Genomic DNA, 14,602 nt, shown 5'->3' with positions numbered 1-14,602 from the left:
GTTGCGTCCGAGGTTCACGCGCGCCCACACCGCCACCGCCAGGCCGAGGAAGAACATCGCGAGGCCGACTCCGGCCATGACCGGGCTGTGCGTGCTCGTGTGCCTGAAGGAGCGGCCTCGTCCGGCCAGCAGGATGAGCAGGATGAAGACGAACCGGAGGCCGGCGTAGCGACCCCAGTTGGACCGGCCCGATCTGGTGGCCACCGCCGCGGCCAGCCAACCGACCCAGAAGACGATCCACCCGAGGCCGATGATGAGATCGATGGCGTGCATGAGCGAGACTGACGGTACTCCTAGGGCCGACGCGTCAGCGTCATCTCCCAATTGGTTCGCCAGTCGGTCGCGCCGTCGTCGCAGAACGCCTGCCGCCAGACCGGATGCACTTCATTCGTGGTCCAGGTGAACCGAACGCGCACCGGGCGGCCGGCGACGACGTCCTCGCAGCCGAACTCGCCGACGCCGTCGGCGAACCGTCCGACGACTGGCGGGTCGAGCCGGCCGGGCGCCCGGGTCGAGCTCCACCAGATGCTCCACGCCGCCGACTCTGCGTCGTACAGGCGCAGGGTGAAACCTTCGAACGGCGGGCCGTCCGGCGGGTCGGGCACGTAGATGCGATCCACGTGTCCGACCCCTTCGAGGATCGGGAACGCCTCGCTGGTCGCCTCGAACTCCACCCACTCCGTGCAGTCCGGATCGGTGACATCGCGCAGCTTGCGGTTGTGCACGTTCCAGCGCCCGAAGACGAAGTCGAAGTCGTGGCTGATCGCATCCATGGGCTCGGTTCTATCCCGGGCCACCGACAAGCGGGTCAGGTGCGGGCGTTCGCCAATCCGAGCCTGGTGCTGCCGAGGCCGGGGAACACCCTGGTCGTGCTCAGGCCGCAGCGCTTCTCGAGCAGCTCGGCGAGGATCGTGCGGTAGTCCGTCGCGCCCTTGAGGTTGCCGAGGACGAGGTCGTCGTTGGCGAGCCCCGGCCAGCGACCGTAGACAGCGCCGCCCTTTACGCCGCCGCCGAGCACGAAGACGGCGTTGCCGTGTCCATGGTCGAGCCCTTGCGAGTCGTTCTCCATCACGCGCCGGCCGAACTCCGACAGCGTCACGACCGCGACATTCGCGAACGCGGACCCGAGGTCGGTCGCAAAGGCGGCCAGCGCCTGGCCGAGCCCGGTCAGGTTCGAGTACATCCAGCCGTTCGTCGGCGTACCCATGCCGACGTGCATGTCCCAGTTGCCGCAGTCGACCGCCGCGACCCGCAGGCCGACACCGGCCTTGATCAGCTGCGCAACGCTGCTCAGCGATCCGCCGACGTCGTCGTTCGGGTACGTCGCACCGTTCGCGGGCGTGTACTTCTGCGCCGAGAGCGACTGCGTCGTCTTCAACGCCGCCAACGTCGTGACCGCGGGATCCGCGATCGTCGACGGCGCGCCGTGCTGGAGCTTGCGCAGTGCCGTGTGCCACGACGCGACGTCCTGCGAGCTGGCCCCGCTCAACGAGAACGAGCTGAGCGACTGCATGGCGGTCACCGGGTAGCTGCCGCTCATCGACGACGGGGCGGTTGCCGGACCAACCGAGGTGGCGGCGAACGGGGTGCCGGTGCCCGTCACGCCTGCCATCCGGTCGATCCAGCCCGTGCGCACGGACGACCCCGGTGCGGCGCGCTCCATCTCTTCCATCGCCTCGAAGTGCGACATGGTCGGATCCTTCTGCCCGACCGCGTGCACGAACGCGAGCTGGCCGGCGTTCCAGAACGGGATCAGCGGCGCCAGCGCCTGGTTCATCCCGAACATCGAGTCGAGCGTGAACAGCTGCGAGCTCGGTACGCCGATCGACGGCCGGTTGGGCGCGTAGTTCGGGTCGCCGGCCGGCACCACCGCGGACAGCCCGTCGAAGCCTCCGCGCAGGCTGACCACGACAAGCACGTCGCCGTCGTAGGAGGAGTCGGCGAAGGCGAGCTGGGTCGAGCCGAACGGACCGAAGCCACTCACCATTCCGAGCGCCGCAAGCCCGGCCGCGCCGCCGAGGAAGCCACGCCGGCTGAGCCGTGCCCGCTCGCAGTCCGTGCACATCGTGCCGCCGTCGGCCCCAGGCGTCGCGTTCAGGTCGACGTTCATCGCAGCGCCTGATGCGAGGAGTCGAGAACCAGCGCGACGAGGTAGGGCAGCCGCCAGGTCACCGCTGCGTCGCCGGCGGCGAGCGGGGACGACGGCTTCTCGTCGACGAACGCGGTGATCGCCGCCCGCTGCACGGTGTTCAGCTTCGGCACGTTCAGCGAGCTCGCCAACGCGTCGACCAGCCGCCCGTGCGTTGCCGGCAGCGGCTTCGGGACGAAGTGGTCGAGCTTGGTGTAGCGCAGCTTCTGTGGCCACCACTGACCGGCGAGGCCGACGTGCAGGTTCCACTTGCCGAGGGTCGCGGAGGTCGATGCCCACGACGCGGCCGTGTCGGCGTACCCGTTGGGCGCATGCCAGCCCAGCGGCGGCTGACCGATCGTGCTGGTCAACCACTGCAGGTCACGGACCGCGGCGGTTCCCTTGTGCGGCGGACCGATCCGCAATAGGCGCAACGTCGCCACGAAGTCCTCGTACGGCGTGCGCACCTTCTCGTTGACGGAGTGCGCGAACTCGTGCGAGGCGAACAGCTCGCGCAGCACGGGAACGATCGCCGTCCCGTTCCGCCGATACGTCGCAGCGAGGCGGTCGACCAGTGAACGCGGCGGCTCGTCACAGACGAAGCGGGTCACCAGCTTGGTCGCGATGTGGCGCGCAGTGCTCGGGTGGTGTGCGAGGTAGCGCAGGTAGGCCATCGCGACCTGCTCGCCCTTGGTGGCCGAGTGGTTGGCCGAGTGGAAGCCCATGACCTTGACGTGCCCGACGTAGTGCATCCAAGGCTTGTACTCGAACTGGCCGCCGTCCGGCTCCACCGAGAGCCCGGTGAGAATCAGTGCGCTGTTGTGCACGTCCTTCTGCGAGTAGCCGGCCTGGATGCCTACCGTGTGCAGCTCGAGCAGCTCGCGGCCCCAGTTCTCGTTCGGCGCTGCGCCGGTGCTCTCCGCGTTGCCGAGATAGTTGAGCATCGCGGGCGCGCGGCCGGTGTCACAGAGCATGTCGCTGAAGCGCCCGAACGCGTGCTTGCGGATGACCTCGCGGTCGAACAGATGCCGGCTGTCCCACACATCGCTGCTCGGACAGGTCACGTTGAGGTGGTTCGACCAGAAGTCGACCATGATCTCGAGCAGCTGGCGCTTCGACCAGATCGCGCGCGCGATGTGCGTGTCGACCAGGTCGAACATGACGTCCCAGGCCCCGTCCGACAGGTGTTCGTGAACCTGCCAGGTGTTCCACTTGAGGCTCGGCCAGCGCTTGAGCAGCTCGTCCATTGCGTGGTCGGGCACCCGGCCGGGATGCAGCTGGTCCTCGAGCCAGGCCGTCATCCCCTGCTTCTCGACCGCCTGGGCGAGCTCGGGAGTTGCGCCGTACGTCGCCCGCCGGAGCAGGTGGGCAACCGCCGACGGCTTGTCGTGATGGTGGGCGGCGCGATGCTTGTGATGCGCCGGCGCGGCCCAGGCGGTCTGCGTCCCCGTGGCCGACGCGGCGACGACCGCGGCGCCGGTCATCGCACCGAACTGTCGACGGGTGACCGGCACAGTCCCCTATCGGCACCCGCGTGCGCCCGATTCAGCTGCTCCGGACGCTCGCGCGCGATTCCCCCGTTTGCCGTAGCTGCCCGGAGCTGCCCTGCGCCGCTCGCGGATCGACCGCGTTGTTAACGTGCACGTCGTGGGAACCGCCACCGACGCCGAACAGCTGCGGGTCGAACGCCTGCTGGATGCCCAGGCGAAGGCCACCGAGCTGTTCGCCGAGGTGGAGTCGCGCGGGATCATCGCGCCGGGGGTCAGCGAGCGGGCCGCGAGCGACGCGATCCGCGACCTCGCCGCCGAACGATTCGGCGTGCAGCGGCACTGGCACAAGCGCATCGTCCGAGCCGGCCCGAACACCCTGCAGCCCTACCGCATGAACCCGCCGGAGCGAGTGATCGAGGCCGATGACATCGTCTTCTGCGACTTCGGCCCGATCTTCGAGGAGTGGGAGGCCGATTTCGGCCGCACGTACGTTCTCGGCGACGACCCGGTGAAGCTCCGGCTGTGTGCGGACCTGCCGGTCATCTTCGATGCCGGGCGTGCGCACTTCGCGGCCAACGACGACATCACCGGCGAGCAGCTGTTCGACCACGTGGTCGACCTCGCCCACCGCGCCGGCTGGGAGTGGGGCGGCCGGATCGCCGGCCACCTCGTCGGCGAGTTCCCGCACGAGGACAACGAGGGCGACGAGCGCTACTCCGACATCATCCCGGGCAACGACCGTCGGATGCGCGGCCGCGACCGGCTCGGCCGGATCTGCCACTGGATCCTCGAGATCCATCTGGTCGACCGCGAGCGGGAGATCGGCGGCTTCTACGAGCAGCTGCTCGATCTCGGCTGAGCGGCCCTCCCCACCACTCGCTGATTTCGCTGGACAGCGCCGTCGGCGCTCCGTACTATACCCAGTATTCTACCGGCTGGAGACAACGATGAGCGTCCGGCACGCGCTGCTCGCCCTGCTCAGCGAGGGCCCGAAGTACGGCCTGCAGCTGCGGCAGGAGTTCGAGGCCAACACCGGCGAGGTCTGGCCGCTGAACGTCGGGCAGGTCTACACGACCCTGCAACGCCTGGAACGGGACGGACTGGTCGAGTCCGACGGTGACGAGGACGGCGGACCCCAGAAGGGGTTCCGGATCACCGACGACGGCGAGACCGAGCTGGCGTCCTGGCTGCGGACTCCCCCGGACCTGTCCTCACCACCCCGCGACGAGCTGGTCATCAAGGTGCTGATCGCGCTGCGCGTGCCGGGCGTGGACATCCGCGAGGTGATCCAGTCGCACCGGCGTTACCTGGTCGAGCTGATGCAGGAGTGGACCCGGCTGAAGGAGTACTCGGCCGACCGGGATCTCAACTTCGCGCTCGTGGTCGATGCCGAGCTGTTCCGGCTCGACTCGGCGATTCGCTGGCTGGATGCGGCGGACGGCCGGATCAAGCGCTCCGCAGACGACCCACCCGCACGGTCGACGGCCGCGCTGCCGAGGCTGCCACGAAAGGCAGGAGCACCACGATGAGCATCCTGGAGCTGCGCACGGTCTCGAAGAAGTACGGCGAAGGGCCGACCGAGGTGCGTGCCCTGCACGACGTCACCCTCGCCGTCGACCGCGGCGAGCTGGTCGCCGTCATGGGGCCGAGTGGCTCCGGCAAAAGCACGCTGCTGACGATCGCCGGCACCCTGGAGGATCCCACCGGCGGCGAGGTCGTCCTGGGGGGTGCGGTCGTCTCGGGAATGTCCCGAGCGGACCGCGCGAGGGTCCGCCGGCGCTTCGTCGGGTTCGTGTTCCAGGACTTCAACCTGCTCGCCGGACTCACCGCGGCCGAGAACGTGTCGCTTCCGCTGGAGCTCGACGGCACCGCGGCCCGGGCCGCTCGTGCCACCGCCCTGGCCGTCCTCGACGACCTCGGACTGTCCGCGCGCGCCGACCGGATGCCGGACGAGCTGTCCGGCGGCGAACGCCAGCGGGTCGCGATCGCCCGCGCGATCGTCGGGGACCGCTCGCTGCTGCTTGCCGACGAGCCGTCCGGTGCGCTCGACTCGGCGAACGGCGAGGCCGTGATGCGGATGATCCGCACCGCGTGCCACAACGGTGTCGCGGGTGTCGTGGTCACCCACGATGCTCAGCTCGCGTCGTGGGCCGACCGGGTCGTGTTCCTCCGTGACGGCGCGGTCGTCGACCAGACGTCGCCACCACCGGGACCCGAGTCGCTCCTCGCCCACGAACGCCGGGCCTGACGGCATGACCTCGACCCTGACCGATCGCCCGGTCGCGGCCCGTCCCGACAACAGCCGGGCCGCACGGCGAGCGGTCACACGGTGGGCCTGGCGACTGTTCCGCCGTGAGTGGCAGCGGCAGCTTCTCATCATCGGCCTGCTCGTTGTCGCGCTCGCCGCGATCATCGTGGGTCTCGGCACCGCGACGAACGCCGCCGGCCTCAAACCCGACCCCACCTTCGGTACGGCGAACACCATCCTGACCCTGCAGGGATCCGATCCCACCTTGTCGGCGGACCTCGCCGACATCACGCGCGAGTTCGGCACCGTCGACGTGATCGCGCATCAGTCGGTGCCGATTCCCGGCTCCATCGCAAGCGTCGACCTGCGCGCCGAGCGCCCGACCGCCGCGTATGGACGCCCCACGCTGCGCCTGGACCACGGTCGGTTTCCGACCGCGGCCGGCGAGGTCGCCGTCACCTCCTCGGTCGCGAAGACCTTCAACCTGTCGATCGGGAGCAGCTGGCGAGCACTGGGCCGCACCTATCGAGTCGTCGGTCTGGTGGAGAACCCGCTCAACCTGCTCGACGAGTTCGCGATGGTCGCACCCGGGCAGGCGAACCCGCCGCAGTCCGTCTCGATTCTGGTCGACGCAAGCCGCGCACAGGTCCAGGACTTCCGCCTTCCGGGCGGTCGCGGGCTGGACATCAGCAGCCGAGGCGGTGCCGGCAAGGCGGCGAGCGCCGCGATCGTGCTCATCCTCGGCACGCTGGGTCTGCTGTTCGTCGGGTTGCTCGCGATGGCCGGCTTCACGGTTCTTGCCCAGCGCCGGATGCGAGCCCTCGGCATGCTCGGCGCGGTCGGCGCGAGCGACCGGCAGCTGCGTCGCGTCATGCTCGCCAACGGCGCGGCGGTCGGAGCGACTTCGGCGATCCTCGGCGCCGCGGTCGGCATCGCGGCGTGGTTCGCGCTGGCCCCGGCGCTGCAGTCGCTCATCAACCAGCGGATCGACCGGTTCGACCTTCCGTGGTGGGCGATCGCCGCCGCGATGCTGCTCGCGCTGGTCACCGCGATCGGCGCGGCCTGGTGGCCGGCCCGTGCAGTGGCGCGGGTGTCGGTCATCTCCGCGCTGTCGGGTCGAGTGCCTCGCCCGCAGCCCGCGCATCGCTTCGCCGCCGCCGGGGCAACGCTGGTCGCGATCGGCGTCGTACTGCTGGCGTTCGGCAGCCACGACCACCGAGCGGCGTTCATCATCGGCGGAACGCTGGCCACGCCGGTCGGCATGGTGCTGCTCGCGCCGATCGCGCTCACCGCGATGGGCGCCACCGCCGGTCGAACGCCGGTCCCGGTGCGGCTCGCCGTCCGCGACCTGGCGCGGTTCCGGGCCCGGTCCGGCGCCGCGCTCAGCGCGATCACGCTCGCGGTCGGTATCGCGGCCACGATCTCGATCGCTGCGGCGGCCGCGCGGCCGGCGGCGAGTGCGGGAAACCTGCCGCGCAACCAGCTCGTCGTCTACCTTTCTCGTTCCGAGCCGGGCAACGCCCAGGTGCCGGTGCTCAGCACGGGGCAGCTGTCGACCGCGACCGCACAGGTGCACCGGCTCGCCGCAGCCATCGGGGCGAGTGTGCTGCCCCTGGCCCAAGCCCGCGCCCGCAACGGCGGCGAGGTGTACGTGCAGCCGGCCACCGGCTCCGGCGGCTCGAGCCGGGTCAGCGTCGGCCCGGCCGGCCCCGGCGGCACCAACGGTCAGCCCAACAGCTACCTGACCGCGAGCCTCGCGAGCGTGACGACGAACAACCGCGGCGGCATCAGTGTCTCCGCGATGGACACGTTGTACGTCGCCACGCCTGCGGTGCTCGAGCACTTCGGCCTGCCGGCCGCTCTCGCGGGCTCCTCGGCCGACGTGCTCACCGGACGACCGGACGCCCTCGGTCTGCAGGTGTTCGATCCCGCCCGGCAGAACCCCACGCAGTCCTACGGGCTGGCGCACCCCGCGATCACGAGGCTCCACGGGCTGCCGGCGTACACCTCTGCACCGAGTGCACTGATCACCAGCCATGCGATGAACCTGCTCGGAATGCGCCCCGCCCCGGCCGGCTGGCTGGTCCAGACCCCGCATGCCCTGAGCGCCGCACAGATCGCCGCTGCCCAACATGCCGCGGCGGCGGCCGGGCTGTACGTCGAGCGGCGCGACTCGAAGCACTCGCTGGCGGAGACGCAGACCTGGGCCACGCTCGCCGGCCTGCTGCTCGCCCTCGGCGTACTCGCCATGACCGTCGGCCTCATTCGCAGCGAGACCGCGCGCGACCTACGCACGCTCGCCGCCAACGGAGCCGGCGCCGCGGCTCGCCGTACCGTCACGGCCGCGACGGCTGCCGCCCTTGCGCTGCTCGGAGCCCTGCTCGGCACGGCCGGCGCCTATGCCGCCTTGCTCGCCTGGTACCGCAGCAACCTCACCCCGCTCGGCCGCGTACCGGTCCTCGATCTGGTGATCCTGCTCGTGGGCCTGCCGGCGGCGGGCGGGCTCGCCGCCTGGCTAGTCGCCGGCCGCGAGCCGGCCGGCCTCGGTCGCACCGCACTGGAGTAGCCGTCCGATCCACGGCGGCATCGGCGCGATGTCCAGCACGCCGAGAGTGAAGCCGACGGTGACGCGGTTCCACAGCCGCCAGCGGAACACCATCGCGTGCACGTCGCCGCGCACCGGCAGGTAGCCCACCGTGGCACCGATCGCGGCGAGCTGCGCCGCGCGTTGCCGGGAGGCGCGCGGTGAGGTCACCCGGTCGAGCGTCCCGTGCGCGATCAGCACCGGCGTGCCCGCGAGCTGGTTGATCGGGTCGTTGTCGACGACCCACGGCGCGAGCGCACAGACTCCCCGGACGCCGGGGTCGCCGCCCACGGCGAACGCGGTCCGGCCGCCCATCGAATGCCCGACCAGCGCGACCGGCACGTCGCCGTGTGCAGCGCGCACCTGCTCGAGCGCCCACCGCACGTCGGCGACCGGCGAGCGCTCCGGATCGTTCCACCCGCGATAGCGGTAACGCAGCTGCCGCACCTCCAAGCCGTGGCGGCGACCGCGACGATGGAGCATCGCGGCGAACGGACGCATCCGAAGGACGGTCAGGTGTCGCGATTCGCTGGGTGCATAGCTGCGCGCGCGACCGCCGGGCAACACGAGCACCACGGCCGCCGTCGCCCCGTCCGCCGGCCTGATGACGACCGACGGCGTCGGTGGCCCGGCGATGGCGCCCGGTTCGGTCACCGTCCGCGTTTGGCGCGCTTGCGGGCGAGCGCGGCGAGCTCGATCGGCCGCGCCTGCTCGAGCGTCGGTGCGCTGCCCCCGAGGTACGCCGGCTGCCACCACGAGTCGGCGGCGCTCGCCGGCGGCGGATAGGCCCGCTGGACCTCTTCGACCAGCTTCGTCAGCCGTTCGTGCAGCACCCTGGTCAGGTCCATCGCGGTCTCGGATCCGGTGCGCTCGATCGGGGCGCCGATCTTCACGACGACCGGGACGTGCCGCCGCGGTCGCGGCCGATGACCCGTCGTCCATACGCGCTGGCCGCCCCACACGACGACCGGCAGCAACGGCACGTCCGCATCCATCGCCATTCGTGCTGCACCCGACTTCAACGTGCGAGGGACGAACGCCCGGCTGATCGTCGACTCCGGGAACACGCCGACCAGCTCGCCGTCGCGCACCACCCGAACCGCCTCGGCGTACGCGCCCGCACCCGCGGCACGGTCGACCGGAATGTGGTGCATGGCCCGCATCAGTGGCCCGGACACCGGGTTGTCGAACACCGCTTTCTTCGCCATGAACCGCACCAGCCGGTGCTTCGGCAGTGCGGCGTATCCGACGAACATGAAGTCGAAGTAGCTGACGTGGTTCGAGGCGAGCACGGCACCGCCGGAGTCCGGCAGGTGCTCGACGCCCTCGATCTCGAACTGGAAGTCGAGCGCGCGGAATAAACCGATCGCGGTACGGATCACCCCTGCATAGACACGTTCGGTCACACCATGATCTTCGCGTGCCCGGCCACCACGGTTCGCGTCAGGTCACCGTGGCGTGGCGCGGGCGGGTCAGGCGACCGGAGCGGCGAGCTCGCCCTCGGGTACGTCACCCGGCTGGATCCGGATCAGGAAGAAGGCCGCGATCAGCCCGAAGGCGGCAAAGATCGCACCAGCCTTGAAGGCCGCATCGGCGCCATGGGTGAACGCATGCTGGGCCAGTGCGGCCGGACTCAGCGTCCCGGCGTTCGCGGTCGCATCATGGGTGTAGGCGCGGCTGAACACGGTGACGAGCGCGGACAGTCCGATCGTTCCGCCGATCTGCTGGCCGACGTTCAGCATCGCCGACGCAATGCCCGAGTCCTGCGGCTCGACCCCGCCCACGGCGGTCAGCGTGATCGGGACGAAGACGCAGCCCATCCCGACCGCGATCAGGCTGATCGCCGGAAGAACGTGACCGACGTACGACGAGTCCGGAGCCAGCGAGGACAGGAACACCAGGCCGAACCCGGTCAGCAGGATCCCGGCGATGATGAGCGCTTGCGGGCCGAGCTTGCTGACCAGCCGGCTCACGACCTGCGCAACGACGATGATCACCGCGCTCACCGGCAGGAAGGCGAAGCCCGCCTTCAGCGGCGAGTAGCCCATCACCTGCTGGACGAACTGGGTGAGGAAGTAGAACATCGCGAACACCGCTGCGCCGAGGATGAGCATGACGACGTAGCTGCCGACGCGGACCCGCGATCGGAACAACCGCAGTGGCATCAACGGGTTCGAGATCCTCGACTCGATGACGACGAACGCGGAGAGCAGGACCACGGCGATGGCGAACGAGAGGATGGTCGTCGTCGAGCTCCAGCTGTACGTCGCGGCGTGGATGAAGCCGTAGACCAGGGCCGCCATCCCGCCGGTCGAGGTGACCGCGCCTTGGATATCCAACGACCCGGCGCGCCGCCGCTCGGTCTCCACGATGACCATCGGCGCCGCGATCGCGAGAGCCACACCGATCGGTGCGTTGACGAACAGCACCCACCGCCACGAGAGCAGGTCGGTCAGGACGCCGCCGAGAATCAGGCCGACTGCAGCACCGGCGCCGGAGACGGCGGCGTACACACCGAACGCCTGGTTGCGTTCCGGGCCCTCGGGAAACGTCGTGGTGACCAGAGCGAGTGCGGTCGGGGAAGCGATCGCGCCGCCGACGCCCTGGATCGCCCGCATCGCAAGCAGGAAGCCCTTGTCCTGGGCGAAGCCACCGGCCAGGCTGGCGAGGGCGAACACGAGCACGCCGATGATGAACATCCGCCGCCGGCCGAACAGGTCGCCGGTGCGACCGCCGAGCAGCAGCAAGCCGCCGAAGACCAGCGTGTAGGCGTTGAGCACCCACGAAAGCCCGGTCGCCGAGAAGTGCAAGGCGGTGTGGATGTGCGGCAGCGCAATGTTCACGATGGTCGCGTCGAGCACGACCATCAGCTGCGCCATCGCAATGACCATCAGCGCCAGCTTGGGATGCACCTTGTGCGCCGCGCCGCCGCCGGCCGCGGAAACCTGGGTATCGGTTGTCGTGCTCACGACAGTCCCCTCAGACGTTCTGCACGCCCACTCCGAACAGTGAGCGGATCGAGACGGTGAACCGTTTCACAGTGAACGGATCCGTTCCTTATTCTGGCACCGTAGTCGATCCTTGTAAGAAACGCAACCGTTCTTTATTCTTGCACACGTGACCACCGCGATCCGCCGGCGGGGTGACGCCTTGGTCGACGCGATCCGGGCCGCCACCATGGCCGAGCTGGCCAGCGCGGGGTACGACGCGCTCACGATCGAAGCCGTCGCGGAGCGCGCCCACACCGGCAAGGCGAGCATCTACCGGCGGTGGCCGAACAAGCTCGAGCTCGCGCTCGACGCGATCGAGACCTACATGCCCTCGCTCGGTGCTGCTCCGGACACCGGCAGCGTCCGCGGCGACCTGCTGACGGTCATGCGCCGGGTCGCCAAGCATCTGAACAGCAGCGAAGGCGGAGTCATGCGCGCCTGCATGAGCGACGTGAAGACCCACAGCGAGCTGGCTGCCGCGGTTCGCGAGCGGCTGGTCGCACCTCGCAAGCAGGTGATGTTCGAGCTGCTGCGGCGAGGGATTGACCGCGGCGAGGTGCGACCGGAGGCGCTCAACGACCGGGTCGCCGAGCTCGGTCCGATGCTGCTGCACGCCGAGCGGGTCGAGACCGGCCGACCGGTGCGCGACGCCGACGTCGTCGCGATCGTCGACGACGTCCTGATCCCCCTGCTCCGCCCGGCCGCCGACTGACCACCGGATGCCGACGCTTGCCGAGAAGCTCGGGATGGCCGCCGGGCACCGCATTCTGGTCCTCGGTCCGGCACCGGGCGCGGTTCTGGCTCAGCTCCCGTCGCTGCACCGGCGGCCGACGGTGAAGCCGTACGACGTCGTCGTCGCGTTCTGCCCGGACCGGCTGGCCCTCGAAGGCCGCGCCGGTAGCCTGCCGGACCGGCTCGCGACGAAGGGCGCCCTGTGGTTGCTGTGGCCGAAGCGCTCCAGCGGCGTGGTCACCGACATCGGTGAGGCCGACGTTCGCTCCGCAGGCCTTGCGACCGGCCTGGTCGACGTGAAGATCGCGGCCATCGACGACACCTGGTCCGACTGAAGTTCGTGCACCGCCGCTGACCACATCAGCACACAACTGACCGATGAGCCGGTCGGTTTGACCTGTGCAGTCGGATTTGCCGCGCGGCCGGAGGCCGGTTGTGTGCTCATGCGGGCAGGTGGCGCGGGCGTAGCCTGAGAGGTCGGTAATCCGACCCCTCCCGCGCGAAAGAGGCGACCCCTCCCGTGACTGTCGACGCCGACCAGTTCGCAGGCTTCGGTCCCAACGAATGGCTTGTTTATGAGATGTACCAGGCCTATCTGAAGGACCCGGACTCCGTCGATGCGGCCTGGTGGGACTTCTTCGCCGACTACGCCAACCAGGCGCCGACCAACGGCTCGGCGACAGCGCCTGCGCAGGCGGCGCCGGCGCCCGTAACCGCCGGGCCGGCAGCAGCCTCTTCGACCCCGGCTCCCCCGACGCCGGCGGCTTCGACCCCCGCTGCCTCGACCCCTGCTGCCTCGACCCCGGCGGCTTCCACACCGGCGCCGGCCGCCGCGCCGGCCGCCGCGTCCGCTCCCACCCCGACGACGACCGACCCGGACGCCGTGAGCCGTCCGCTCAAGGGCGCCGCCGCCCGCACGGTGCTCAACATGCAGACCAGCCTCGGCGTCCCGATCGCCACCAGCGTTCGCGCCGTACCGGCGAAGCTACTGATCGACAACCGGGTGGTCATCAACAACCACCTGCGACGCGGCCGCGGCGGCAAGGTGAGCTTCACCCACCTGATCGGCTATGCGATGGTGCGTGCGCTCGCGGCCGTGCCAGTGATGAACCGCTCGTTCGCCGACGTAGACGGAAAGCCGGTGGTCATCGACCACGAGCACGTGAACCTCGGCCTGGCGATCGACCTGGCCAAGGACGACGGCAGCCACAGCCTGGTCGTGCCGTGCATCAAGAAGGCCGAGTCCATGGACTTCTCGAAGTTCTGGACCTCGTACGAGGAGATCGTGCGGAAGGCCCGCACGGGCACCTTGTCCGCGGATGACTTCGCAGGTACGACGATCAGCCTCACGAACCCCGGCACGCTCGGCACAGTGCACTCGGTGCCACGGCTGATGGCCGGGCAGGGGGCGATCATCGGGGTCGGCGCGATGGAGTACCCCGCGGAGTTCCAGGGCGCCGCGCCGGAGACCCTCGCCAGGCTCGCGGTCAGCAAGATCCTCACGCTCACCTCGACCTACGATCACCGGATCATCCAGGGCGCGGAGTCCGGCGAGTTCCTGCGTGCGATGCACCAGCTGCTGCTGGGCGCGGACGGCTTCTGGGACGACGTTTTCGCCGCGCTGCGGATTCCCTACGAGCCGATCCGCTGGGCCGAGGACATACCCGTCACCCACGACGAGGAGGTCGGCAAGCCGGCCCGCGTCATCGAGCTGATCCACGCCTACCGGGTACGCGGCCATCTGATGGCCGACACGAACCCGCTCGAGTTCGAGCTGCGCCGCCATCCCGACCTCGACGTCGTGACGCACGGCCTCACCCTGTGGGACCTCGACCGCGAGTTCCCGACCGGCGGCTTCGGGGGGCAGCCGCTGATGAAGCTGCGCGAGATTCTCGGTGTCCTGCGCGACTCGTACTGCCGCACCACCGGCATCGAGTACATGCACATCCAGGACCCCGAGCAGCGCAAGTGGATCCAGGACCGGGTCGAGCGCCCGCACGCCAGCCCGGCACGCGAGGAACAGCTGCGAATCCTCGGCAAGCTCAACCAGGCCGAGGCGTTCGAGACCTTCCTGCAGACCAAGTTCGTCGGTCAGAAGCGGTTCTCGCTCGAAGGCAGCGAGTCGGTCATCCCGCTGATCGACGCGGTGGTCTCCGCCGCCGCGCACGACGACATGGACGAGGTCGTCGTCGGCATGGCGCACCGCGGCCGGCTCAACGTGCTCGCCAACATCGTCGGCAAGTCCTTCGGCCAGATCTTCTCCGAGTTCGAGGGCAACCTGGACCCTCGTACGGCGCACGGCTCCGGCGACGTGAAGTACCACCTCGGCGCGGAAGGCACCTACACCGCGCTCGACGGCGAGAAGGTCAAGGTCACGCTCACCTCGAACCCGTCCCATCTCGAGACCGTGGACCCGGTCGTCGAGGGCAT

Annotated in this window: 14 protein-coding genes; 7 read left to right on the top strand and 7 right to left on the bottom strand. The window is 69.9% G+C overall.

The window, feature by feature from the left end; genetic code table 11:
• The 4 genes from VME70_01065 to VME70_01050 form a co-directional block, all read right to left on the bottom strand.
• Nucleotides 1-273 (bottom strand): hypothetical protein (locus tag VME70_01065; protein HTW18785.1); only part of this gene is annotated, 273 nt, incomplete at its 3' end.
• Between the two features lie 20 nt (nucleotides 274-293).
• On the bottom strand, nucleotides 294-773 hold the full coding sequence (locus VME70_01060; protein HTW18784.1) for a hypothetical protein: 480 nt from the start codon (nucleotides 771-773) through the stop codon (nucleotides 294-296).
• A 35-nt stretch (nucleotides 774-808) separates the two neighbouring features.
• A complete protein-coding gene (locus VME70_01055; protein HTW18783.1) occupies nucleotides 809-2,110 on the bottom strand; it encodes a DUF1501 domain-containing protein in 1,302 nt (433 codons plus the stop codon).
• Nucleotides 2,107-3,612, bottom strand: coding sequence for a DUF1800 domain-containing protein (locus tag VME70_01050; protein ID HTW18782.1), 1,506 nt, complete (start codon nucleotides 3,610-3,612; stop codon nucleotides 2,107-2,109). The genes VME70_01055 and VME70_01050 overlap by 4 nt, the downstream gene beginning before the upstream one ends.
• Nucleotides 3,613-3,775: 163 nt before the next feature.
• Here VME70_01050 and VME70_01045 point away from each other — a divergent pair, with 163 nt between their 5' ends.
• From VME70_01045 to VME70_01030, 4 genes are all read left to right on the top strand, one after another.
• Entirely contained in the window at nucleotides 3,776-4,477 is a 702-nt protein-coding gene (locus VME70_01045; GenBank protein ID HTW18781.1) for a M24 family metallopeptidase, read from the top strand.
• A gap of 88 nt (nucleotides 4,478-4,565) precedes the next feature.
• A complete protein-coding gene (locus VME70_01040; protein HTW18780.1) occupies nucleotides 4,566-5,147 on the top strand; it encodes a PadR family transcriptional regulator in 582 nt (193 codons plus the stop codon).
• Nucleotides 5,144-5,866 carry an ABC transporter ATP-binding protein gene (locus VME70_01035; GenBank protein HTW18779.1) on the top strand — a complete coding sequence of 241 codons (723 nt, stop codon included), beginning with the start codon at nucleotides 5,144-5,146 and terminating at the stop codon, nucleotides 5,864-5,866. Before VME70_01040 ends, VME70_01035 begins: the two co-directional genes overlap by 4 nt.
• A gap of 4 nt (nucleotides 5,867-5,870) precedes the next feature.
• Nucleotides 5,871-8,432, top strand: coding sequence for an FtsX-like permease family protein (locus VME70_01030; protein ID HTW18778.1), 2,562 nt, complete (start codon nucleotides 5,871-5,873; stop codon nucleotides 8,430-8,432).
• Here VME70_01030 and VME70_01025 read toward each other — a convergent pair.
• The 3 genes from VME70_01025 to VME70_01015 form a co-directional block, all read right to left on the bottom strand.
• The gene (locus tag VME70_01025; GenBank protein ID HTW18777.1) at nucleotides 8,382-9,104 is read right to left on the bottom strand and encodes an alpha/beta fold hydrolase; all 723 of its coding nucleotides are present in this window, start codon (nucleotides 9,102-9,104) and stop codon (nucleotides 8,382-8,384) included. The two genes, VME70_01030 and VME70_01025, sit on opposite strands and share 51 nt — an antisense overlap.
• On the bottom strand, nucleotides 9,101-9,856 hold the full coding sequence (locus tag VME70_01020; GenBank protein HTW18776.1) for a lysophospholipid acyltransferase family protein: 756 nt from the start codon (nucleotides 9,854-9,856) through the stop codon (nucleotides 9,101-9,103). Before VME70_01020 ends, VME70_01025 begins: the two co-directional genes overlap by 4 nt.
• A 66-nt stretch (nucleotides 9,857-9,922) precedes the next feature.
• Nucleotides 9,923-11,419 (bottom strand): MFS transporter, encoded by a 1,497-nt coding sequence (locus VME70_01015; GenBank protein HTW18775.1) that lies wholly within the window; start codon nucleotides 11,417-11,419, stop codon nucleotides 9,923-9,925.
• Nucleotides 11,420-11,567: 148 nt separating this feature from the next.
• On the opposite strand from VME70_01015, the gene VME70_01010 reads away from it, so the two are divergent.
• From VME70_01010 to VME70_01000, 3 genes are all read left to right on the top strand, one after another.
• Nucleotides 11,568-12,152 carry a TetR/AcrR family transcriptional regulator gene (locus VME70_01010; protein ID HTW18774.1) on the top strand — a complete coding sequence of 195 codons (585 nt, stop codon included), beginning with the start codon at nucleotides 11,568-11,570 and terminating at the stop codon, nucleotides 12,150-12,152.
• A 7-nt stretch (nucleotides 12,153-12,159) separates the two neighbouring features.
• Complete coding sequence (locus VME70_01005) at nucleotides 12,160-12,507, top strand: hypothetical protein (GenBank protein ID HTW18773.1); 348 nt, start codon at nucleotides 12,160-12,162, stop codon at nucleotides 12,505-12,507.
• Between the two features lie 245 nt (nucleotides 12,508-12,752).
• Nucleotides 12,753-14,602: multifunctional oxoglutarate decarboxylase/oxoglutarate dehydrogenase thiamine pyrophosphate-binding subunit/dihydrolipoyllysine-residue succinyltransferase subunit (locus VME70_01000; protein ID HTW18772.1), on the top strand; the 1,850-nt coding region annotated here is incomplete at its 3' end.

The sequence above is a fragment of the Mycobacteriales bacterium genome, assembly GCA_035504215.1.
In the GTDB taxonomy this organism is placed as follows: Bacteria; Actinomycetota; Actinomycetes; order JAFAQI01; family JAFAQI01; genus DATAUK01.
The sequence above is the reverse complement of the archived record's forward strand: the minus strand, read 5'-3'. Positions and strand labels throughout refer to the sequence as shown.